At 46.7% G+C, this 20,532-nt stretch carries 17 protein-coding genes and 1 tRNA gene; 5 read left to right on the top strand and 13 right to left on the bottom strand.

Going from position 1 to position 20,532, the window contains the following annotated elements:
- Nucleotides 1–9 precede the first annotated feature (9 nt).
- Nucleotides 10–1,194 (bottom strand): reverse transcriptase family protein, encoded by a 1,185-nt coding sequence (locus IC230_RS29770; protein ID WP_191042723.1) that lies wholly within the window; start codon nt 1,192–1,194, stop codon nt 10–12.
- 318 nt (nt 1,195–1,512) lie between these two features.
- On the opposite strand from IC230_RS29770, the gene IC230_RS29765 reads away from it, so the two are divergent.
- Nucleotides 1,513–2,532: a helix-turn-helix transcriptional regulator gene (locus IC230_RS29765; protein ID WP_191042722.1), complete on the top strand. Its 1,020-nt coding sequence runs from the start codon at nt 1,513–1,515 to the stop codon at nt 2,530–2,532.
- A gap of 15 nt (nt 2,533–2,547) precedes the next feature.
- Here the strand turns inward: IC230_RS29765 and IC230_RS29760 are convergent, their stop codons facing one another.
- Entirely contained in the window at nt 2,548–3,978 is a 1,431-nt protein-coding gene (locus tag IC230_RS29760) for a site-specific integrase (RefSeq protein ID WP_223860940.1), read from the bottom strand.
- A gap of 226 nt (nt 3,979–4,204) precedes the next feature.
- Between IC230_RS29760 and IC230_RS29755 the strand changes: the two genes are divergently transcribed.
- Nucleotides 4,205–4,277 (top strand) — tRNA-Lys (locus IC230_RS29755).
- Between the two features lie 931 nt (nt 4,278–5,208).
- On the opposite strand, the gene IC230_RS29750 is transcribed toward IC230_RS29755, so the two are convergent.
- From IC230_RS29750 to IC230_RS29735, 4 genes are all read right to left on the bottom strand, one after another.
- A complete protein-coding gene (locus IC230_RS29750) occupies nt 5,209–5,400 on the bottom strand; it encodes a hypothetical protein (RefSeq protein ID WP_191042721.1) in 192 nt (63 codons plus the stop codon).
- Nucleotides 5,401–6,340: 940 nt separating this feature from the next.
- On the bottom strand, nt 6,341–6,631 hold the full coding sequence (locus IC230_RS29745) for an ArsR/SmtB family transcription factor (protein WP_191042720.1): 291 nt from the start codon (nt 6,629–6,631) through the stop codon (nt 6,341–6,343).
- Between the two features lie 150 nt (nt 6,632–6,781).
- Complete coding sequence (locus IC230_RS29740) at nt 6,782–7,297, bottom strand: tail fiber domain-containing protein (protein WP_191042719.1); 516 nt, start codon at nt 7,295–7,297, stop codon at nt 6,782–6,784.
- A gap of 92 nt (nt 7,298–7,389) precedes the next feature.
- Entirely contained in the window at nt 7,390–7,650 is a 261-nt protein-coding gene (locus tag IC230_RS29735) for a hypothetical protein (protein ID WP_394355515.1), read from the bottom strand.
- 747 nt (nt 7,651–8,397) lie between these two features.
- Between IC230_RS29735 and IC230_RS29730 the strand changes: the two genes are divergently transcribed.
- The 3 genes from IC230_RS29730 to IC230_RS29720 all read left to right on the top strand — a co-directional run bounded on the left by IC230_RS29730 (nt 8,398) and on the right by IC230_RS29720 (nt 10,417).
- On the top strand, nt 8,398–8,967 hold the full coding sequence (locus IC230_RS29730) for a DUF308 domain-containing protein (RefSeq protein WP_191042718.1): 570 nt from the start codon (nt 8,398–8,400) through the stop codon (nt 8,965–8,967).
- Between the two features lie 128 nt (nt 8,968–9,095).
- Nucleotides 9,096–9,446, top strand: a complete 351-nt coding sequence (locus tag IC230_RS29725; RefSeq protein ID WP_191042717.1) for a cupin domain-containing protein — start codon at nt 9,096–9,098, stop codon at nt 9,444–9,446.
- Between the two features lie 611 nt (nt 9,447–10,057).
- A complete protein-coding gene (locus tag IC230_RS29720) occupies nt 10,058–10,417 on the top strand; it encodes a hypothetical protein (RefSeq protein WP_191042716.1) in 360 nt (119 codons plus the stop codon).
- A 145-nt stretch (nt 10,418–10,562) separates the two neighbouring features.
- Here the strand turns inward: IC230_RS29720 and IC230_RS29715 are convergent, their stop codons facing one another.
- The 7 genes from IC230_RS29715 to IC230_RS29685 all read right to left on the bottom strand — a co-directional run bounded on the left by IC230_RS29715 (nt 10,563) and on the right by IC230_RS29685 (nt 20,511).
- Entirely contained in the window at nt 10,563–11,198 is a 636-nt protein-coding gene (locus IC230_RS29715) for a hypothetical protein (RefSeq protein ID WP_223860939.1), read from the bottom strand.
- A 4-nt stretch (nt 11,199–11,202) separates the two neighbouring features.
- Nucleotides 11,203–13,710, bottom strand: coding sequence for a glycosyl hydrolase 115 family protein (locus IC230_RS29710; protein WP_191042715.1), 2,508 nt, complete (start codon nt 13,708–13,710; stop codon nt 11,203–11,205).
- Between the two features lie 55 nt (nt 13,711–13,765).
- Complete coding sequence (locus tag IC230_RS29705; protein ID WP_191042714.1) at nt 13,766–14,827, bottom strand: endo-1,4-beta-xylanase; 1,062 nt, start codon at nt 14,825–14,827, stop codon at nt 13,766–13,768.
- A 105-nt stretch (nt 14,828–14,932) separates the two neighbouring features.
- Nucleotides 14,933–16,003 carry a glycoside hydrolase family 43 protein gene (locus IC230_RS29700; protein ID WP_223860938.1) on the bottom strand — a complete coding sequence of 357 codons (1,071 nt, stop codon included), beginning with the start codon at nt 16,001–16,003 and terminating at the stop codon, nt 14,933–14,935.
- A 76-nt stretch (nt 16,004–16,079) separates the two neighbouring features.
- Nucleotides 16,080–17,195: an endo-1,4-beta-xylanase gene (locus IC230_RS29695; RefSeq protein ID WP_191042713.1), complete on the bottom strand. Its 1,116-nt coding sequence runs from the start codon at nt 17,193–17,195 to the stop codon at nt 16,080–16,082.
- 206 nt (nt 17,196–17,401) lie between these two features.
- On the bottom strand, nt 17,402–19,327 hold the full coding sequence (locus IC230_RS29690; protein WP_191042712.1) for an alpha/beta hydrolase-fold protein: 1,926 nt from the start codon (nt 19,325–19,327) through the stop codon (nt 17,402–17,404).
- 32 nt (nt 19,328–19,359) lie between these two features.
- Nucleotides 19,360–20,511 carry an alpha/beta hydrolase-fold protein gene (locus IC230_RS29685; protein ID WP_191042711.1) on the bottom strand — a complete coding sequence of 384 codons (1,152 nt, stop codon included), beginning with the start codon at nt 20,509–20,511 and terminating at the stop codon, nt 19,360–19,362.
- Between the last annotated feature and the right edge of the window lie 21 nt (nt 20,512–20,532).

Raw genomic sequence — 20,532 nt, 5'->3', positions numbered from 1 at the left:
CATATGAATTTAAAGAGCCTTGTAACGTTCAAAGAGGATCATTGCTTTTTCGATACCCTGCTCTTCCCAAATATCCAAAATTTGTTCTAATTCCACTGGTTTTTGATCTGTCGTTTCAGCCAGCAGAGTTTCAAAAACTTGTTTATAGTGGCTGTACAAGACATCTTCTTGGCCACGCACCATCTTCGTAAATTCCAACTTTCCCATCAATACATTTAGAAGGGCAGGTGCTTTTTTACCAGTATAAGCACGATCGAGTGCATACGCCTGTTTAAAGCGTCTGTCAGCTTCGTCATATCCTAATGTCTCCCAATTGTGCAACATGGCTCGAAGCGTCCGTAGATAACGGCGGTTGACATTCACTTTATTGTTAACTACTAAACCAGTCACTTCCTGTCGGTAACCTGTGCGTTGCAGACGGGTTTTGGAAGGATTGATAACGAAGCGTTGACCACTAATGATACGATTTAGCTCCTGGCAAAACTCGCTACCGGGCTGATAGACATTCGTGAAGGAAGAGAACGTCATGTCGTCGGCGTAGCGGGTGTATGAAGCTCCGAACCGTTTAGCCAAGCCGGTCAAGCGACGGTCTAACTGCTGACAGACAATATTCGTCAGTACCGGAGAGGTCGGTGCCCCCTGCGGAAGAAAAGCTTGTTTCGGATCGATGGGGTTACGAACACAACAAAGGTTAGCAATCAGAAAAGCCAACGGTTCCCGCGTCTCATTCAAGTTGAAAGGAGGTAGTTTAAGACAAGCTTTCACTCGCTGGAAATTAACACTCGGAAAAAAGTCTTTCAAGTCAAGATTATACACATATGGATGACCAACGTGAGGTCGGGCATTGTCAGCAATGCTTTTGGCAATAACAAAACCTGTTGCCGCCGGATGGGGTACAAAAACGCACTGTAAAACAAAATTTAAACATTGCTGAATCGTTTTCAACGGGCCAACAGGCGCATGAATAGTTCGCTCACCTCCGCTTTTCTTACGGATCGTAAATGACTGGTATCGTACAGCATTTAACGATGTATTGCTATACCAGGTCAGCGAGTGAAGCTTAATCGACTTTTCTGTTCCCTTCTCAAATAGTAAGGATTTGGCCAAATTTAGCAGCACAAGTAATTCCTCTTTGTTTTGCATAGAGGCAAACTGTTGACGAATACTATCGATTTGCTGCTGATCTAGAGACATAACGAAAAAATCCTGAACCACCTGAACGGAGGCAAGTTGCCTCGGTACTCTTTATGTATGAATAAGCATACAATAATTAATAATATAATTAAAGTAATACAGTCCAGGCCAACAGTTAAAGAGCATTCACTTCAACCATCAACACCACCAATTACCCAACTACATTCAGTCCGGCTTACACCAGACTACACAGCGAAACGCACGTGCACACAATCAATACCTTAGGACAGGCGATTCAGGAAAAGAAAGAACTTCGGCAAAATTAGTTGCCTCAAATGCACTCTTTCTGCATTTTGCTGTAAGATTCTAAAAATTCATATGGCAACCAATAAAAACGCCAGTTTTCGTTACCGGGTTCTGAACGAATGTTTCCGTGATGGTTCACGTCGTTGGACAATTGAGCGTCTAATTGATCACGTATCCAGCGAGCTAAATGCGCATTTTGGTATCAATAAGGGGATTAGCGATCGGCAACTCAAAGAAGATATTCACATCATGCGTAGCTTGCCGCCGAGAGGTTTCGATGCACCTATTATTTGCCAGGAAGGAGTGTATTTTTACTATGATCTTGAATTTAGCATTGAAAAAAAGGCTCTTAATACAGAAGACATTCGAAGCTTAACTGAAGCCATTACTTTGCTGAAGCAATTTAGGGGGTTACCTCATTTTCAGGAGATTGAGGCTATTGTAACAAAGATTGAGGGTAAGGCTATTACCAACGATCCAGATGAAACTATCGTTTCCTTTGAAAACACTCGCTTAGTCCGCGGGTATGAGTACCTGGAGCCTTTATATCAGGCCATCCGTACTGAGCAGGTTTCAAGAATTACGTATCGGGCATTTCAGGCAAGTGTAGACGAAGTGTTTACTTTTCATCCTTACTATCTAAAGGAATATCGTCAACGGTGGTATGTATTTGGTTGGGTATCTGAAAAAGATACGGTCTACAATCTGGCTTTGGATCGTATACAGACGATTGAATCAACAAAAAAATTATTTAAAGCCAATAAACACTTTAACCCCACAACATACTTTAATGATATTGTTGGGGTTACTCGGCCAGCTAATAAAGACATTGAAACAGTACTTCTTCAAGTTGATGTGAATACAGCCCCTTATTTGGAAACACGGCCAATTCATCACTCACAACAGATTCATTCGGCCAATGAAACAGGCGTAACGTTCCAATATAAGCTTATCCCTAATTATGAATTTATATCCGAAGTTTTACGATTAGGGGCTAATGCACAATTGCTTTCTCCGGATTCACTACGAAATGACATTGCCAAACAGATAGCCGTTCTGAATGAAAAGTATCAGGATCAATTGGAGCAATAGACCCGTATATCTGCTTTATAGCAACGAATCCATAGCTCTATCAACATCGCTATTCTCGAAACTATTCACGTACACATTCGTAGTTGACTCTGCTCCATGTTGAAAAGCTTGCCCAACGACTGATTTGCCCGCTCCTGCTCGAATAAGAGCCATAGCAAAAGAATGACGGGCTACGTAAGTTGTCAATGGTATTGTCAAGCCAATAGTCCTGCCAATAGTTTTTAAATCTGTATTGGTTTGCCCTAAGACCTTGTGAATTCGATTGTTGATTTTGACAACAGTAGTATGAGTTTGAACATTGAGGATAGGGAAAATATAGCTGTCTGGTCCAGTATACGTTTCTGCTCTGTAACGCTCAATTATAGCCATTGCGGGTTCTAACAGCTTCAGAGAAAATTTTCCTCCCGTTTTTTGTCGAACGTAATTAATACGTTGATTTTCAATATCATCAATCTGAATATCTCGCCAGCGAAGCTTAGCTAAGTCAACAAAATTTATCCCGGCTACATAAAATGAAAACAGGAAAATATCTTTAGCTCGTTGGAGCCGTTCAATTTCAGCATCATTTTTCAGCTGGGCGTATGGACCAGTAGCGGCACCAACTGGTTGATAGGCTTCAATTTTACGTATGTGATCTCGACTAATAGCCCGTTTCTGCGTTGACGTATCAAACTTACCTACACTAAACTTATGTTTTTCCGCCACATTACGCGCAAAAGGATAATTATCCGCCTTTGCATAGCCATTGGCTATAGCCCGGTTTAAAACAGCACGAAGTGTCCTGAAGCGATTACTTAGCGTATTATCTGTCGCCCCTGTAATGCGTAAGGTATTTTCCCATTCATAACAAAATTTCACTGTAATCTTATCGAAGGATACATCAGAGGTATCATATTCATCTACAATGAATTTATGCAGCTGATTGCGTAGATCCCGATAGACGATGCTGTTTCCTGTTTGATTGGCTTTTACCATGCCCTCGACTATCGAATCAATATAAGCTAACAAGGTTATCTTACGCGTTTGTTTGCGATTTTCCACGGCTTTCGCAGCTATCGACTTGACGTCATATTGCTCATCCATGTCGGTTACCATTTCAACTACTTTCTCATATTTTTCCTGCCACTCCGCCAGCTTTTTTAGCAATTTCGATCGCTCTGTCTCAGGATAACTACGACGTATCTCTTTTTTCTGCTCATTCCAATATTTGGGGTGTAAACTTAAGCCTGTTGAAATCCAACGATTCTTTCGATTTTTAGTAATACGGACGACAAATGGATGAGACCCATCAGCAAGTGTCTTATGCGTATAATAAACTACTTTGACAGTAGCTTTACCTTCTTTATGATCTGTTGTCCTAGTACCTGCCATTTTTGTTTCAACCAACGCACTGGTTGAAACGTTGGTTGAAACAAATCTACCAGAACAACTGGAAATAACCAACATCAACCAGAACAAAATCAGCCCTAATAGATTGATTTAAAGCATTTGATGTATATAAGCAGAGATATTCAGAATATGTAACCTCTGCCTCACAAGCAGAGGGTCGGTGGTTCGAACCCGTCAACTCCCACCACTCAAAATCAGGCACTTACGACGTAAAAATTGTAAGTGCTTTTTTATTTGATACACGGCATTATTCTAAAGAAAAGTTGTTGTATCTATATAACATGACTCCGTAGCTCAGTTGGTAGAGCAATTGACTCTTAATCAATGGGTCGACGGTTCGAGCCCGTCCGGGGTCACTTTTCCCACTAGCCACTTGCTGCAATCCAGTAAGTGGCTTTTGATTTAGATAAATAGTTATGCTTCATTGGCCAATCAATGTTGTCGACCCGCGAGGTTAGCCACAATTTATCCTGTCTGGAGTAATAGCTTAGTAACCTCTTAACACATACCTCTCCCGCTCCCTCATTCGTCAAAAGAGGATCGCTTGGATTTGTGTTGATCTAGTAGGGATCAAGTATTGACAGCTTTTGTCGGCGTCATCAGGCTAATTCATACCCTCGAATGACATCTGATCGCAGCACATCAACGTATATGTCGAACCAGTTGCTTACCTTTTATTAATGAGTAAAAGCCCAAAAATCAACCGAGTCCCTATATTAGTTATCGAATCAAACGCCGATCATTGGCTCATTATTCGTTCAGCGTAGATGCAGTGTTTCCCTCAGACAGAACCCATCTGGATGGCTCACTTCACCCAGTTGCAAGCCTATTTGGAGAAAAACCTGGCACATAACCTGGTCCTGCCTTTGCTAATTTTATTGGAGCCTACCTTGCCCAGTCGAGCCGACGGATTGGCGGTCTTACAATTTCTAAAATCTCAGGCAGGCTATACAAGGATACCCATTATTTTATTAAGCCACAGCCAGCATCAGCAAGATATTTCGGATTGGTGTCAGGCCGGCATAAACTCCTAGATCATCAAACCCGATTCCTTTAACAAATGGCTCACCCATTTTTACACCTTCCGTCGCTACTGGTGGAACTTGGTGAGCCTGCCGGGGCGGCTAGTATTGCCAGCTTCGTCTTAGATAATTATTTGCCGTCTAGTAATTAGTAGGGTAGTTCCTTCACTAAGTCATCAATGCGATGCTGGATTTGGGTAAAGATCTCTTGATAAGCCTGTTGCTGATTCTGTTGATAGCAATCAAGCATGTCATTTACTTGACGCTAGCTGATGTGTTGGAGCGTCTCGTATAGCTGACGGAGGTACGGGTTGTCAAGGCTGGTTTGCAGCAGTTCAAAGCACAAAGTCTTTAGTTTAACCAGTGTGAACACCAGAGGAGTAGGGCCATTTTCCGCTTTTATTTGTTGAAGGATTCGATTAGTTGCATCAATTTTAGTGGCATCAATTGGGTTCATTTGTTAGGGTTAATCATTGGAAAGCCTGAAAGAGGCAGGCGGTGATAGTCATAGTTAACAAGCCTATTCCCTAAATGCAATGTAGCCGTCCCCTTCGTCATTACCCGCCATTGTTGCCTACCGAAGGAAGCTACCGGTCAGCGTAGAGTTGGGTCAGGGCCAGAGTACAGCTTTTATTACTGGGATCATGGCAACCTAATTACACACTTAGCTAAGGGCGTGTTCCGGAATAAGCATCGAATTTATTAACCGGTTGTTAGTACAGATCTAGATCACTTGCGACACAAAAGCCCCCTATGTACCCCTTCTCCTACTTGTCCACAGCTCACCCCAAAACGCTGTGAATAAACTAGACAAAAAAGCAAAAACGACTTAGTGAAATGTGGACCAGAAAATGACCATTTATTATCCAATGATAATAAGAGAACCATCACCGCTAACTGTATGTACCTAATCTTGCCGTACGACAAATTATTATCATATAAAAGTAAATTCTATCCGATCTTTCTATTTTTGTTTAGATTTTCCTCATTAAGTAAGTCTTAAGCCTGGAAAAATTGGCTCAGTTGTACCAGATCAAGCTGAGCGCTGTGAAGATGCGACTCAAGCGAAGCCGGGAAAAGATTCAGCGCTATTACGCCCAGCAGATGGCCCGCTGAATCTAAAAACTGAGTCCTGGGTATCAGGTTTAATGTTTGTTTGTTAGTTTGTTCAGCAAGGCGTCAAGAGCTCACTAACGTTTCTGTATCAGTCCCTAAAAGCCAGATCAGCACTCCTGCGACACGGCTAAATAATGGTACGTATAAGCTAGCTCGGAACCGCTCAGCAAGGGTATGTTTGCCAAAGACCTCTTGAACAAAAGTGCTGGCCATTAGTAGCTAAACCACTAAGCTTATCAATCGAGCTACCCCCAAAATAAATAAGAAATGACAGGACAGGCTTACTTTATCTCTCGCTCTAGCATTAGTTTAATAACCTGAACAAACGCCGGGTCAGCCAAGTAATAGTACATATCCCTGTTGCGTCGGTCGCTATTTAAAATCCCCCGGTCCCTCATCTTGATCAAATGGTGTGATAACGCCGATTGATCCAGCTTGAGTTCATGCTGTAGAGTCGATACGTTCAGCGAGGGCTCCTGAGCTAGTATTAACAAGATCCGTAGCCGGATTGGATGAGCGATTGTCTTGAGCAGTTCCGCAGCCAATTGGTAGTCTTTGATGATTGATTTCATATCACGTTAAAGAGGGAACAAGTTACCTTTTTATACAAATGAAAACAATAACATTATATATTTTATTAAATGTAAACAATAAAATATAGAGAAGAAAAATGAAAGGATTGTTTTCGAGTCTGCACATTTTACACTTTCCAGATGGTATAGCTATAGCTTAAGACTGGCTGCTGGCGTGTTTAGCTGAGTGCTCAGTCTGGCTAGGAAGGTAGCTAGTTCCTGGGTTAATTGCTGATCTTGACGGGAGGCTTTTAACTCCGCCCGAAGGTGTTGATTATAGGCTTCTAGTCTCTCTACCTTTTTGATCAACGCCTGAATGGCAATCAGGTTTACGCCGTCAAAATCTGCCTGATTAATACTCTTGTCTTCGCCAATAGCACCCAGTTCATCCTGACCAAAATCCGCAAAGAAGTCCTGGGCCATTGGACCGTAGTGACGATATTGCTTTAGGTCCTGCCCTTTATAGTTCCAGCTACCTAAGCGCATAGCACTGATCTTTTGTAAAAAGTTAGCTCCGTCGGCGGGACGAAACTTCTCCTTACGGGTCGAGTCAGAAATGGTCGTCCAGGCATTACCTCCGGACAGCAGTTGCACGCCTATAGCTGTGCTTTGACTGGCCGGAGCGCTACTATAAAGCACATAACCGCCACTGAAGCGCATCATCATTTGATAGGTTTTTTTGCTGGAATAAGCATAGCCTGTCGTATAATCGCCGATGATAAACGAGCCAACCTGACTATTCGTCGATACATTGGCCCCTAGCGCCGTGGATGCGAGCCACTAGCCCTGGTTTGATAGCCCAGTGCTGTAGACGAAAAGCCACTCGCTGTTGTTTGATACCCTAAGGCCGTAGCATAGTTCCCATCGGACATTGTTTGCAGACCCATCGCCGTAGCCGATGACCCGCTGGCTGTCGACTGGTTGCCCATTACAGTGTCGGCTGTACCCGATGCAGTGGTAGAAGCCCCCAGGCTTACGGCAGCTTCTCCGCTGGCAGTGGTCTGAAACCCTAAAGCTATATATAATTACCATTGGCTTTCGTATTATAGCCAGTAGCCAGCGAATAGGGTCCGATGGTAAGCGTATTCCAGCTTGCATCATCTACATAACCTGCCCGCATGGCGGCTTTGCTGGCGTACTAGATAAGTTTGTTCGTATTACCGGAGTTGGTCAAATTTTCTCCAAACAGCACATCCCTGCCCACAGCTACGTTAAAGAAGGCTTGGGGAGTGGTTGTGCCAATGCCCACCTGAGCATGGCTCAGGGTAATACTACAGAGAAATGAAAGAACTAAAAACAAAGTTGATTTTATACTTGTGGAGCTTAACATGGTTACAAGATAAGAAAAAAGCCCCGACGGCTTGCCGGGGCCTTCTTACTGCTGTCAATAATTCAACTGCCAGACATGTTTATACTGCCCGGCCGACAAAGTGACTTCGTATTGCTTTAAACAGTTCGTCGAGTACACGCAAATACTCGATGAATTTGCTTGTTCGCTTGGTTAAACTATCGCTTGAGAGGCTTTGTATATGTGCAGGAAGGCCGTGTTGGTTCAGGTGTCCTCTGAATCTGGCGCGGGCTATTGTGAAGTCGACTTGTCTGCTCCTGGATACGTCACCCGTCATTCGGGCTGAATAAATAAAGTGATCAACGTTTTCTTCCAGGTTCAGCTGGGCTACCTCTGCAACCTATTGAGTGTCTTCCAGCACTGACCAAAAAACAAACCGCTTCCACACCCTGTTGAGTCACAAATAATACGCAAGGTTATGAAAGCTAATCGTTTGACACTCCAGCGCTGGTGGCTCTTAAGCGCTCGGGGTACGCTCTATATATTGATAGGGGCTACCATGTTTATTTTTGCCAGCACCTATTCGGTGCAATCCGGGCAAATTATTGGGGCAATGGCCCTTCTGGCGGGCATCCTTCAGTTAGTTTTTTCTTTTTCTAACCGGCTGGAAAAAAATAACGTTTGGGGTATTCTCCACGGGATTGCCGATATAGGTTTTGGCATCGCTATCATTTTATTGTCAAATGGTACGCTAGAAGGTTTTGTGGATGTGTTGGGTTTCTGGGCCATGATGTACGCCTTCCTCCAGGCTGTTCAAGCCATGTACGCATTCATGGCGGCCCGGGGAGTAACGGGTGCGGGCGGCATAAGCAGTAATAGCTTTATTCACTTAGCAAATGTATTGGTGGCTGGTGGTCTGACCTTCACCCTAATGCTTCATCCAGCAGGATTTGATAACTCAATGGGGTATATTGGCATCTTCCCCATTGCTTTAGGTATTCTGATTGTACTTCTTACCGGACAGATGCGGACACAAGCCACAATGTAATGGCTCTGCGCAATTTGGGCGTCCCTACGGCCTTAAAGCTACGTGAGTTTCAGGAGCAAACAGACACCTTTATTGAGACAAGAATTAAAGAGTTCGAAAGCTAAATTAAACAGGAACGGTTGTAAACTATGGAGGTTATTCCCCTAACCCTTACTGATATTAATGAACTATCGCGCGCCGTTACAGCGCCGTATGCTAACTTCTCGTTGGCCCAGGTTAATGATCATGTCGTTAAAGTGAGCGTAATGACCTACACCTATGACTGGCATTACCATCCCAATTCGGATGAGACCTTTATCGGGATGGAGGGCGTTTTAGTAATTGACTTAGAAACCCAAACCATCGAATTGTCAGCCGGTCAGTTGTTGACTATTCCTAAGAACACTGTCCACCGTACCCGGCCTAGGGGTGAGCGTTCGGTCAATCTAACCGTTGAACATAGCCAGATAGAAACGGTGATGTTAAACAAAGAAGCATAGACGTGCGGGTATATATAATTACTCAGCCTCAAATTTCCCCGTAATACGGTTTTGTATTTTGGTCGGATCGCCTACAGCGGAACGGCCAGTAATCCCATGATTGCTCTCATTTGTTCAGGAAGTTACTTACCGGAACCCACCCAGGTTAATGGCCGGTCGGTTCAAAACAGAGCCTGGAGTTTTGATAATTCCAATATCCAATCGCTTCGAGGCTTAAGTCCATCGGCATACATTGCCCTATCCGCGATCAACATCATACCATTAAAGAGCTGATTAATAACTTATCAGGTGTAGCGGCTGATGATAAGCAAATCTTTCTGGAAGCAGCTAACGTAATAAACTTATTCAGTCGGGAAGATGAAGCGTACTTTTTTGGGGCTAATGGTAGTGATGGTTCCAGCAAGACAGCCGCTTTGCGCCGTTTGCAGGAATGGAGCAAGCGGGCGGGCGATCTTTTACAAGAATGACACTCAGAGCGAATCATAGCAAAAAAAATACGTCTGAATTCTGCGATTAAGTTGGTGTTAAAGTGAGATTATTTTTAAACATTTTTAGCTACACAAGCCGTTAGATCTGGGCTGGCTTAACTAGACTGCCAGCTTCTTAACGCTATGAAAAAAGTCATCATCATGGGAGCGTTGCTACTGGGAGTAGCCGCTTTCAGCGCTCAGGCGCAGAACGCTAATTCAACCAGTGGTACGGGTAACGGCACCAATGGGTCGTCGGCTCAAAACGGCACCAGCCAACCAACAACGGGTAGCTCGGGCAATATGAAAAATCAGTCCGGCAAAAACAGTAAAATGAATTCGGGTACGATGGATAAAAGCTCGACCACTACCGACAATAGTTCGACCTCCGGTCAGTCGGGCGACATGTCTTCAGGCTCAACGGGCAAAAATAGTGGCCGCAAAATGAAAAGCGGTAGCGGCACCTCAGGAAGCAGTTCATCGAGCGGCACCTCGAAGCCATAAGAAGTACGACGTATGCGATCCATTAAAAAAGTCGGCCTTTGAAAAGGCCGACTTTTTTAATGGATCGCATACAGGAAGAAAACCGACTAACCTGTTCATCAAAATCACTTTTACCTGTCATACCCAAATCAACAGGTGAAGCTAGTCAAGAAGTACTAGACTGCCTTTTAGTAAGGCTATTGATATACGTAGTATCCTTGTTTTTTTCGATTGTCGCTTTTAGCGTCGAAAAATCGGTTAGACCCTCTTCGACCGCCGAAAAAGGACGAACGTCTTCGCCGACGACGGCTTTCCATTGTCCACTCGGAAGATCCTTTTGAGGCCCTTGCAGGTTCGTCAGGGTAGGAATCCAGAACTGCCGGATTTGCGGATCGTTGGCCTCTGCAATTTCTTTTGCATACGTTACGTCGTGAATATTCAACTGGTGAACCATGTTGCTCTGCCCACTGCAAAACCATACGTCGCCGATCAGAATGTCTTTTAATTCGAGTCGTGATTTACCAGCAATCTCCATCGTAAACGGCCCTCCCGACGGCATGGGTGGCAGCTTTACCAGCCATTGTCCGTTGGCCTCGGTTACCGTTTTGTAGTTCTTATTGTTAAACCGTACGGTAATTCGCTCGCCTGAACTGGCCCATCCCCAAATTTTGAGCGTAGCGTCCCGTTGCAGCACCATGCCATCGCTGATTAGTTTGGGTAAGCGAAGTTGAGCCTGTACACCTGTTGACACAAACAGGGTGATCATGATCAGGCCGGTAACAGAAATGAATCTGGATTGCATTTGCTTATTTTTTTGTGGTTTTCCCCCCTGTTGCTTCCGGCCCAAGATAGCTCTTCTCCGAACCACCAAAATCAAGTACCAGCTTTTGCAGAACCACACCGGGATTGACCATCCAGAATTTCACGGTATGCCTACCAGCTTTGGCGATTTTGTGCGTAGTGGATTTGATAATAATGTTCTCCGACACCCATTTATTCCAGATGCCTTTGTCGCTGGTTTTATCCTCTTTGTTCAGGCTAATGATTTGCGGGATCTCGTCGTCTACCGACATGCCATATTGCAGGCCGTTTTCGTCCCTGAACAAATTCAACGTAGGCGAGAAGTACGCATTGATTGCAAACTCGCTTTCACGATCCATAACGACGTCGTACTGAAGCTGGGGCGAATTGCCACCCGGCTTCTGCTCGGTAGCCGTAACCGGAAAAGGCGTAATAGCCGATCCGGTTCTGCCGTGATCAGGCAAAACTTTCCAGGTGACGCCATTAGTGTTTACCGCTTTGGTAAACTGATCGGCGGCAATGGAGATTCTCTGTTTGGTGTCCTGAACGGAAATCGTTTTAGTAACTACGGCCGAATCGGATGAGCTATAGAACACGGCTGGCATTTTTTGCTGATTGGGCTGTTGCCAGTACGTATAGCCGATGTGCGTCTGACTCATCAGGTGATTCCACTTGCCGTTGTTCAAATGATGATATTGCTGCGTAATCAGCGAATCGTTGGCGTACAGTTCTTTTACCTTATCGGCATACGCATTGGTCTTTTTCCCTTTAGCCTGGTAGGCTTCTTTATTCAGGGCAACGTAATAATACATGGCATTCAGATTCGCACAGGCTTTTATTGGATGTAATACCAACTGGAAATAAGCATCTTTATAATCAGTCGGTAATACGCTGTTTATTTTCTCTGCTTTTTTCAGTAAATCCGTGTATTCATCAACAACCGTTTTCCACTCGCCCGTGTGCAGATTATACGTATTGGCGTCGAGCAGTTCCGGTTTTCGTCGGGAATTGTATTTTGCGTATTTCGCCAGCAGCGTAGCGATCTCTTTAGCCTGTTGCTTCCCAAACTGGTCAGTCGCCCAGTTTTCGGTGTAGCGCTGGAGTTGATCGGCGTCGATTTTTTCGGGATTCCAGGCATAGTCCAGAAAGAAGGAAATCGGAAATTCCATCGGTTTGATATCGCCAACATTGACAATCCAGATATCGCGTACCTTGTATTCCCAGGCCAGGTGCATTTGCTCCCAGATACGCGGAAGCGGATTGGTATTCAACCATTTGTAGTTTCGGGGACCGCCGACGTAATCGAAATGATAGTAGATTCCATAGCCGCCTTTGCGCGGTTTCTCATCCAGTCGGGGGAGTTTACGGAGGTTGCCCCAGTTATCGTCGGAAAGCAGCAGCGTTACGTCATCCGGCACTCGCATCCCCTGATCGTAATAATCCTGCACTTCTTTATAGAGCGCCCATAGCTGTGGCGTTTCGGCCGCTGGCTTACCCGTTACGTCGCTGATAATGGCGCGCTGGTCGGTTACAATCTGTTCCAACAGCGCGGTGGCCGTTTCCCTCGACATCGGTGCATCACCATCGCCCCGCATGCCCACACTCACAATCTTTTCGTTGGTCGCTCTTTTGATACCGTCCCGCCAGAACTGTTGCAATTTTTCTTTATTGGTTTCATAATTCCATGGACCACCACCGGCCCGTCGCCATTCGTCGTGCGCCCGCATCAGCGGCTCATGGTGCGACGTACCAATCACAATGCCGAATTGATCGGCAACCTTTATGTTCAGGGAGTCATCTGCATAAAAGGCATTGCCCCACATGGCTGGCCAGATGTAATTGCCTTTGAGCCGAAGCACCAGCTCGAAAAACTTCCCGTAGAATTTGTGGTTGAACCCGCCGAATTTCTCTTTGGTCCAGCCGGAAAGTGCCGGTGCTTCGTCGTTAATAAACAGCCCCCGGTATTTAACTTTCGGCGCATCGGTTAGGGAGGTATTTTCCTTAATGAAAATCTCCTTTCGCTTCACAACAGGTACGTCGGCCCACCAGTACCATGGCGAAACCCCGATTTGTTTTGACAGTTCGAATACACCATAAGCCGCCCCCCGTCGGTCATTACCCGCAATGATAAGCGCCTGAGACACCTTCTGAACCGGTTTGCTGATGGTTTGAATCAGTGAGGCTTCCCATTTCCCTTCGATGGCATTCGGGCTTAGTCTCTTCTGTGAAACCAGTTGCTTTAGAAAGGATGACTGGTGTAGGGTGCCAATGACAATGACGTTTTTGGATGCCTGGTTGATGTCCGTAATCATCGACAGTTTCTTACCCGTCACTTGCTCAATATCCTGTTGCAATAGTGTTGCTGCCGTTTTTACAAGTTCGGGCTCACCGGGATCGACATAAATCACCGCCGACGTAATGGCAAAGGACGATTTGTCAGCAACGATGCTTTGCGCCCAACCCGTGACGGATAAGCAGAGCGTTAAAAAGACAGCAAGTAGGTTGAAGTTCATGTTTCCTGTTGACGTTGAGCCGCTAAATATTCCTTTACTTATTGGTGGTGGTTGCTTAAAACTTCACTACACTTTCATAGGCTTTCTTCGGCTTACCCTCCTGATCAAACAGTAAGGGATAATCCTTGCGGTCCGGAACGGGAAAATTATCCAGCCAAGAATATTTGTCGGTCAGATTCCAGAACGTAACGCCGGTAACCTTGTCGCGGTGTTTGCGAAATACGTCGAATACCATTTTGTACTGTGCTGCCTGCTTGTCGACCATCTCCGGCGTAAACTCGCTTTTGTCCGTATCGCGCCGGGCTCGGCGTTCGTGTTCTTTGGGGTACACCGACATGTCGACTTCCGTGAACTGGATTTTCAGGCCCAGACTGGCAAACTTGGTAATGGATTCTTCCAGCTCCTGCTTCGTAGGTTCGTAAATGGACCAGTGCGCCTGTAAGCCAACCCCATTAATGGGCACTTTCTTGTCTTTCAGCTTCTTCAACATCTGGTAGATACGTTCCCGCTTCGAGGCATTTTCGGTGTTGTAATCGTTGTAAAACAACTGCGCGGAGGGATCAGCTTCATGAGCATACTGAAACGCTTTCTCGATATAATCTTCGCCGATGATCTCGTAAAATTTCGATTTTCGGTAGAGAGCCGTTCCCGTGTCAGGGACCGCTTCGTTTACTACGTCCCAGGCGTAAATTTTCCCCTTGTACCGACCCATTACGTCGGTGATGTGCCGTTTCAGACGGGCCAGCAATACGTCCCGGCTTACCGTTTTACCTGTCGAGTCGGTGAAGAACCAATTGGGCGTCTGATTGTGCCAGCAAAGCGTATGCCCCCGCAATTTGATGTTATTCTGCTGGGCAAAATCAGCGATGGCATCCGCATCTTTCCAGTTATAGCGATTCTCTTCCGGATGAATAGGCCCCATTTTCATGGCATTTTCGGGTGTCATGCTGTTGAACTGGGCTTTGATCAATTCGGCATCCGGACCGGGCTGCACCATCCGTGGGTTTACGGCCACGCCAATGGGAAAGTAGTTTTTATAGTAGTCTTTCAGTCCTTTCTCGGGCGCTACGAAGGCGACGGATAAGGTAATCAGGGCGCAGGAAATTAGTTTACGCATAGGAACGAATATTTATGATGATTTTTTTGACAGGATTAACGGGATTGACATGATTTATTGGGTTGAAAAGAATCATGTCAATCCCGTTAATCCTGTCAAAAACTTTTACTTGTAAGCGTCAATCGTTTTGATCGTTCCATCCGAATTGTAAGTCAGCTCGGTAACCTTTACATTACGGAGATGAGTCTTGCCGGAAAGCTGTACATCGTGGTAAAACAGGTACCATTTGTCGCCCACTTGCACGATGGAATGGTGATTGGTCCAGCCGAGTACGGGCTTTAGCAACAAGCCCTTATACGTAAAGGGACCGTATGGATTGTCACCGATGGCGTAGCAGAGGTTGTGCGAATCGCCGGTCGAATACGAGAAATAGTATTTGCCTTTGTATTTGTGGAGCCAGGCCGCTTCGAAAAACCGTTTGTCGTTGTCTTTCTCCAGGAATGGTTTGCCCTTTTCATCCAGAAGCTGCACTTCCTTAACCGGCTCGGCAAAGCTTTTCATGTCGGCGCTCAGCCGGGCAATGCGGGGTAGGTAGGCAACTTGATCTTTCTGTTTCAACGCTCCTTTGGGATTGTATTTGTTCCCACTCCAGCGCTGCAACTGACCACCCCAAATTCCCCCAAAATAGAGATACGCTTTGCCATCGGTATCCTGAAACACGGTGGGGTCGATGCTGTAGCTGCCCTTAATCGGTTCTGGTTCAGCCTTAAACGGTCCGGTGGGGCTTTTACTGGTCGCGACGCCGATGCGGAAAATATCCTGTTTGTCTTTGACCGGAAAATAGAGGTAATACGTACCATTTTTGACCGTAGCATCGGGCGCCCACAGTTGACGGCCCGCCCAGGGAATGTCCTTGATGTCGAGCGCTACGCCGTTATCTTTGACGGGACCACCAATCTTATCCATCGACAGGACGTGGTAATCGCGCATGGCGAAATGGCCACCTTCATCATCTTCTTTGACATCCTTGGCATCAACGTCGTGCGAGGGATAAATGTAAATCTTGCCGTTAAACACATGGGCCGACGGGTCAGCCGTGTAAATGTGCTTTACCAGCGGTTGCGAAATCGGCTTTTTGCCTCCGTTGGTTTGTGCGAGGGTCGTTAGCGAACTCCCAATCAGAGCTGCCAGGGTAAGCGTTGCGTAGGCTTGTGGCATCAGGTTTTGATACGTCATGTTAGTTTTGAATGAATAATACGGTGAAAAGACATGGACTGAAAAGCCCGTTTTACAAATCGTTCTCTCTAAACGCTTATTTCTTTAGGGCCATCACCCGCTCGAAAGCCGGTTTTGGCTGGTTACTTCGGTCGAACAGTAGCGGGTAGCTGGTTCGGCCCCGGATGGGCCAGTTATTGAGCCAGCTATCGCCGTCGTTGACCCCCCAAAAGGTCACGCGGGTGACTTTGTCCTTATGCTTGAGAAACAGCTTGAACAGAGCCTCGTAATCAGCCGCCAATTGTTGCTGAACGGAGTCAGGTAAGGCGGTAGGATAAGGATTCGACTGTTCGTTCGCTGTCATGCGCTGACCGACATCCGCCCCCTGAAAATTGCGGGGCAAAACTTCAATATCCAGTTCCGTGAACATGACCTTCAGGCCGAGGGCTGCGTATTGATTGATGCTTTCCTCGATGTCTTTCAGGGGCACTTTCCCAACGTGCCAGTGTCCCTGAATACCTACGCCATCGATACGTACCTTAGCCTCCTGTATTTTCCTGATTAGCGCGATGCAGCCCGCCCGCTTGGCCGGTTGTTCGTTGTTGTAGTCGTTGTAATACAACTCCGTTTTAGGGGCAGCCTGCTGGGCCAGCCGAAAGGCCTCCGTGACGAAATCCTCACCGAGGTATTGCAGGAACACCGATTTCCGCATTGTGCCGTCCTCGTTCAACGCTTCGTTCACCACATCCCACGAGAAAACTTTGCCTTCATAATGACCAGCGACGGTTTTGATGTGATTCGTAAAGAACGTCCGGATCGAATCCTGACTGTGAATCCCCCGGACGAAGCTTGGTAACTGGCTGTGCCAGATCAGCGTATGCCCGTTGATTTTGATGTTGTGTTTCTTGCCAAATTCAACCAGCTTGTCGCCCATCTCAAAATTGTACGTGTCCCATTTCGGATGGATCAGCGCCGACTTCATGATGTTTTCGGGCGTTGCCATGTTGAACTGCCGGGCAATAAACGCCGTCGTTTTGGGGTCCCGTTCCTCAATCTGAGCGTTGTTGAGCGCAGTTCCGATGCCGAAATCTTTTTTAAACGCGTCTTTCAACGACGGCATGGGTTGAGCCAGAGCGACACCCTGCTCGGTGGCAGCATTTGCCAGCAAAAGGACGGCCGTACTTAGGGCAAGGATGTGTTTGTTCGGTATCATAACGTACTGCTTTTCGAGTTGAGCGGTTTTTTCAATAGACCGTATAAACAGCCTAATAGTAAGTTAAACCATGCGTGTTTTTTGTCATTCCGACGCAGGAGGAACCTTCGGATGAGTCGATAAAACAGCCAACCATCGAAGATTCCTCCTACGTCGGAATGACAAAAAATCCATCCAAGTGAAATTTCAAACAGGTTCAGTATCCTTTACTTGAACAGCAACTGCGAAAATCCGAACAGGTCGTGCCGCCAGACCGGCCAGGTATGTCCACCAGCATATTCGCTGTACTGATATTTAATGCCCATCTCATCAAACTTCTTCATCATGATCTGGCAGTTCTGATGCGCGATGTCTTCTTTGCCACCCTGCGAAATCCAGAACTGTTTGAGGTTGCTGTTGATCGTGCTGGCGTTCTCTTTCATGAAAGCATACTGCGGATCAGACAGCTTGGTATTGTTGGCCCACCAGCCCGAACTGAACACGCCCAGCGCCGAGAATAGATTGGTATTTTTGATTCCCGCGTGCAGCGTCTGTAACCCGCCCATCGACAGACCGGCGAGCGCCCGATTTTTGGCGTCGGTTTCGACCCGGAAGTTGCTTTCCACAAAGGGAATGGCCCCCTGTTTCAACTCGTTTTCAAAAGCGCGCAGGGCATTTTCGTTGAAACCTGCCACACCACCACCCATACCAATGTTTCCGTCGAGCATCACCACCAGCATGGGTTTGGCTTTCTTTTCGGCAATCAGATTGTCCAGAATCAGGTCGGTTCGCCCCTGCGTAGCCCACCCGCGCTGATCTTCGCCCCCGCCATGCAGGAGATACAGGACCGGATATTTTTCGCTAGCCTGATCGTAGCCGGGTGGCGTGTAGACATACATTTCGCGCCAGGTATTCGACGCTTTCGACAAATAGCGTTTAATCCGAATGTCGCCGTGCGGTACGTCTCTCAGCGCATAATAGCCTTCGTCGCGATCCGGAATCTCGATACCGCTGGCCATGCGACTCATCCCGTAAAATGATTCGCTGGCTGGATCAGCAACCGCTACGCCATCAACCAGCAGGGAGTAATAGTGAAAGCCCCGGCTGATGGAATCGGTCGTTACGTTCCAGAACCCGGCCGTATCTTTCACCATGTCATATTTTTTGCCCAGATCAATCTGTACTTTCTGCGCATCCGGCGCTTTCACCCGAAACACCACGCGGTTGTCCGGTAAAATCTGCGGGTATTTGGCATTACGTATGTTGGTAGCCGCCGATGAACCCAATATCGTGTATTTGGTCAGAGACGCTACGTCTACCGGCTTGAACAGAAACTGCGAGAACATGTACAGCCCGTTCTTCCAGACTTTAAAATCGTGTACGCCCGGCTCGACGTAGTAAATGTGCGGTACGTTGTTCTCATACAGGTAATCGTGCGTTCGTTTGCTGAACGTAATCAGCCCGTCGTTATCTCCACACGAAATCCAGAGCAGCTTCAACTTCTTTTTGGCATCCTCCGGATTCGGCACCAACTCTTCAGGCTTTTTGGTATTGGGCGCTGACGAAAACCCACCGACCCAAGCGAATTTATCCAGATTGCTCAGCCCAAAATTCAGCGACTGACCGCCCCCCATCGACAGACCCGCAATAGCCCGATGCTCGCGATCGGTAAGGGTCGAATATTTCTTCTCAACGAACGGAATCAGGTCAGTCAACAAATCCTTCTCGAACGTAGCAAAGGCTTCCACTTTGTCTTTGTCGAAAACATTGCCCACGGCACGGTCGTCTTTCATAGCCCGCCCATTCGGCATGACGACGATCATGGGTTCCAGTTTTTTCTCGGCATACAGATTATCCAGAATGACCTGCGGATTGCCTCCCCGAAGCCATTCCTTTTCATCACCGCCGATGCCGTGCAGCAGATACAGAATGGGGTATTTTTTCTTTTTCGAATAGCCCGGTGGCGTGTACACTAACGCCTTTCGGGTCGTGCCCACGGTTTTAGATGCATACTGGACGGAATCCAGTTTACCCGTGGCAATACCCGTGCGCACCTGGTCGAAACCTTTGGGCATTTCTTTTTCGATGGGTTGCGCGTAGGTACTGGTGCCGAACAAACCTACAGCTGCTATCAATAGGATAAATCGCTTCATTCTCGTAAATGGTTGATTAACTGTTTTCAGGATTAGTTTTTAAAGATCAAACCAGCGTACTGCTTCAGCGACCGGCGCCAGGTCTGCCATTCGTGCGACGTACCTGGCGACTCGTAATACACGTGTTTGATACCTGCTTTCTCTAGTGCTTCGTGGAACCCTTTTACGCCGGTGTACATCCGTTCAGGCTCCTTGGTACCAATACTCATGTAAACCACCTTTATTTTTTTGTTAAAAGCAGCAGGATCGGCCCACGCACCGTCATAGAGTTGCTTGATATCGCTGCCAGGCTGCAAACGACCGGCGCCACTGAATCCACCGATGTAGGCAAATTTATCGAGGTTGGTCATCGTGGTCTGAAAGGTCTGGAAACCTCCCATCGACAGTCCCGCCATCGCCCGGTTATCCCGATCCGCCAGCGTTCGGAACGTTTTGTCGATCATCGGAATGACTTCTTTCACTAGCACTTCGGGAAACACGTTGCTGGTCATGTTGCCGGGACCGCCACCGGTTGTGCTGACGGGTTTGGTGGGGTCGGTGGCATACCCTCGCTCCATCACCACGATCATGGGCATTGCTTTGCCTTCGGCAATTAGGTTATCCAGGATAAAATCCATTTTCCCCTGATTTGGCCAGCCGGTTTCGTCTTCGCCCGCGCCATGTTGCAAATACAGAACAGGATAGCGTTTTTTTGAATTGTCGTCGTAACCCGGTGGCGTATATACATTCGCTCTTCGCCACGCTTTGGTGATGTCGGAGTAGTAATTAACAGACCGTACCTGCCCATGCGGCACATTTTTGGGCTGATAATAATCCATGTCCTTGTCGGGAATGTCGATGCCGCTCGCCATCCGGCCCATGCCGTAAAACGTCTGACTGGACGGATCGCAAAGCGGAACCCCGTCAACAACCAGCGAGTAATAGTGAAATCCTTCGGGAATGGGTTCGGTCGTTACAGTCCAGAAACCGCTGGTGTCTTTCACCATATCATATTTTTTACCCAAATCCATCTGCACTTTCTGAGCATCCGGCGCTTTGACTCGAAATGCTACTCGGTTATCGGGTAATAGTTGCGGATATTTCTGCCCCGGAATATTGGTTGTTGCCGGAACGCCAGCGGTCTGAGCCAGGGCATCTAAGCTCAGCGCCACAACACAGGCGACGAAAAGGATTAATTTTTTCATGGTAAGGTTTAGAAGTATCAG

It is taken from the genome of Spirosoma validum (genome assembly GCF_014699035.1).
Lineage (GTDB): Bacteria > Bacteroidota > Bacteroidia > Cytophagales > Spirosomataceae > Spirosoma > Spirosoma validum.
Note: the sequence above shows the minus strand (reverse complement) of the source record. Positions and strands in the feature narration are given on the sequence as shown.

Bases quoted from the DNA above. Each gene is read 5' to 3' on its own strand.
- IC230_RS29770 (WP_191042723.1), bottom strand. From the start codon at position 1,194: ATGTCTCTAGATCAGCAGCAAATCGATAGTATTCGTCAACAGTTTGCC.
- IC230_RS29765 (WP_191042722.1), top strand. From the start codon at position 1,513: ATGGCAACCAATAAAAACGCCAGTTTTCGTTACCGGGTTCTGAACGAA.
- IC230_RS29760 (WP_223860940.1), bottom strand. From the start codon at position 3,978: ATGTTGGTTATTTCCAGTTGTTCTGGTAGATTTGTTTCAACCAACGTT.
- IC230_RS29750 (WP_191042721.1), bottom strand. From the start codon at position 5,400: ATGAACCCAATTGATGCCACTAAAATTGATGCAACTAATCGAATCCTT.
- IC230_RS29745 (WP_191042720.1), bottom strand. From the start codon at position 6,631: ATGAAATCAATCATCAAAGACTACCAATTGGCTGCGGAACTGCTCAAG.
- IC230_RS29740 (WP_191042719.1), bottom strand. From the start codon at position 7,297: ATGATGATGCGCTTCAGTGGCGGTTATGTGCTTTATAGTAGCGCTCCG.
- IC230_RS29730 (WP_191042718.1), top strand. From the start codon at position 8,398: ATGAAAGCTAATCGTTTGACACTCCAGCGCTGGTGGCTCTTAAGCGCT.
- IC230_RS29725 (WP_191042717.1), top strand. From the start codon at position 9,096: ATGGAGGTTATTCCCCTAACCCTTACTGATATTAATGAACTATCGCGC.
- IC230_RS29720 (WP_191042716.1), top strand. From the start codon at position 10,058: ATGAAAAAAGTCATCATCATGGGAGCGTTGCTACTGGGAGTAGCCGCT.
- IC230_RS29715 (WP_223860939.1), bottom strand. From the start codon at position 11,198: ATGCAATCCAGATTCATTTCTGTTACCGGCCTGATCATGATCACCCTG.
- IC230_RS29710 (WP_191042715.1), bottom strand. From the start codon at position 13,710: ATGAACTTCAACCTACTTGCTGTCTTTTTAACGCTCTGCTTATCCGTC.
- IC230_RS29705 (WP_191042714.1), bottom strand. From the start codon at position 14,827: ATGCGTAAACTAATTTCCTGCGCCCTGATTACCTTATCCGTCGCCTTC.
- IC230_RS29700 (WP_223860938.1), bottom strand. From the start codon at position 16,003: ATGACGTATCAAAACCTGATGCCACAAGCCTACGCAACGCTTACCCTG.
- IC230_RS29695 (WP_191042713.1), bottom strand. From the start codon at position 17,195: ATGATACCGAACAAACACATCCTTGCCCTAAGTACGGCCGTCCTTTTG.
- IC230_RS29690 (WP_191042712.1), bottom strand. From the start codon at position 19,327: ATGAAGCGATTTATCCTATTGATAGCAGCTGTAGGTTTGTTCGGCACC.
- IC230_RS29685 (WP_191042711.1), bottom strand. From the start codon at position 20,511: ATGAAAAAATTAATCCTTTTCGTCGCCTGTGTTGTGGCGCTGAGCTTA.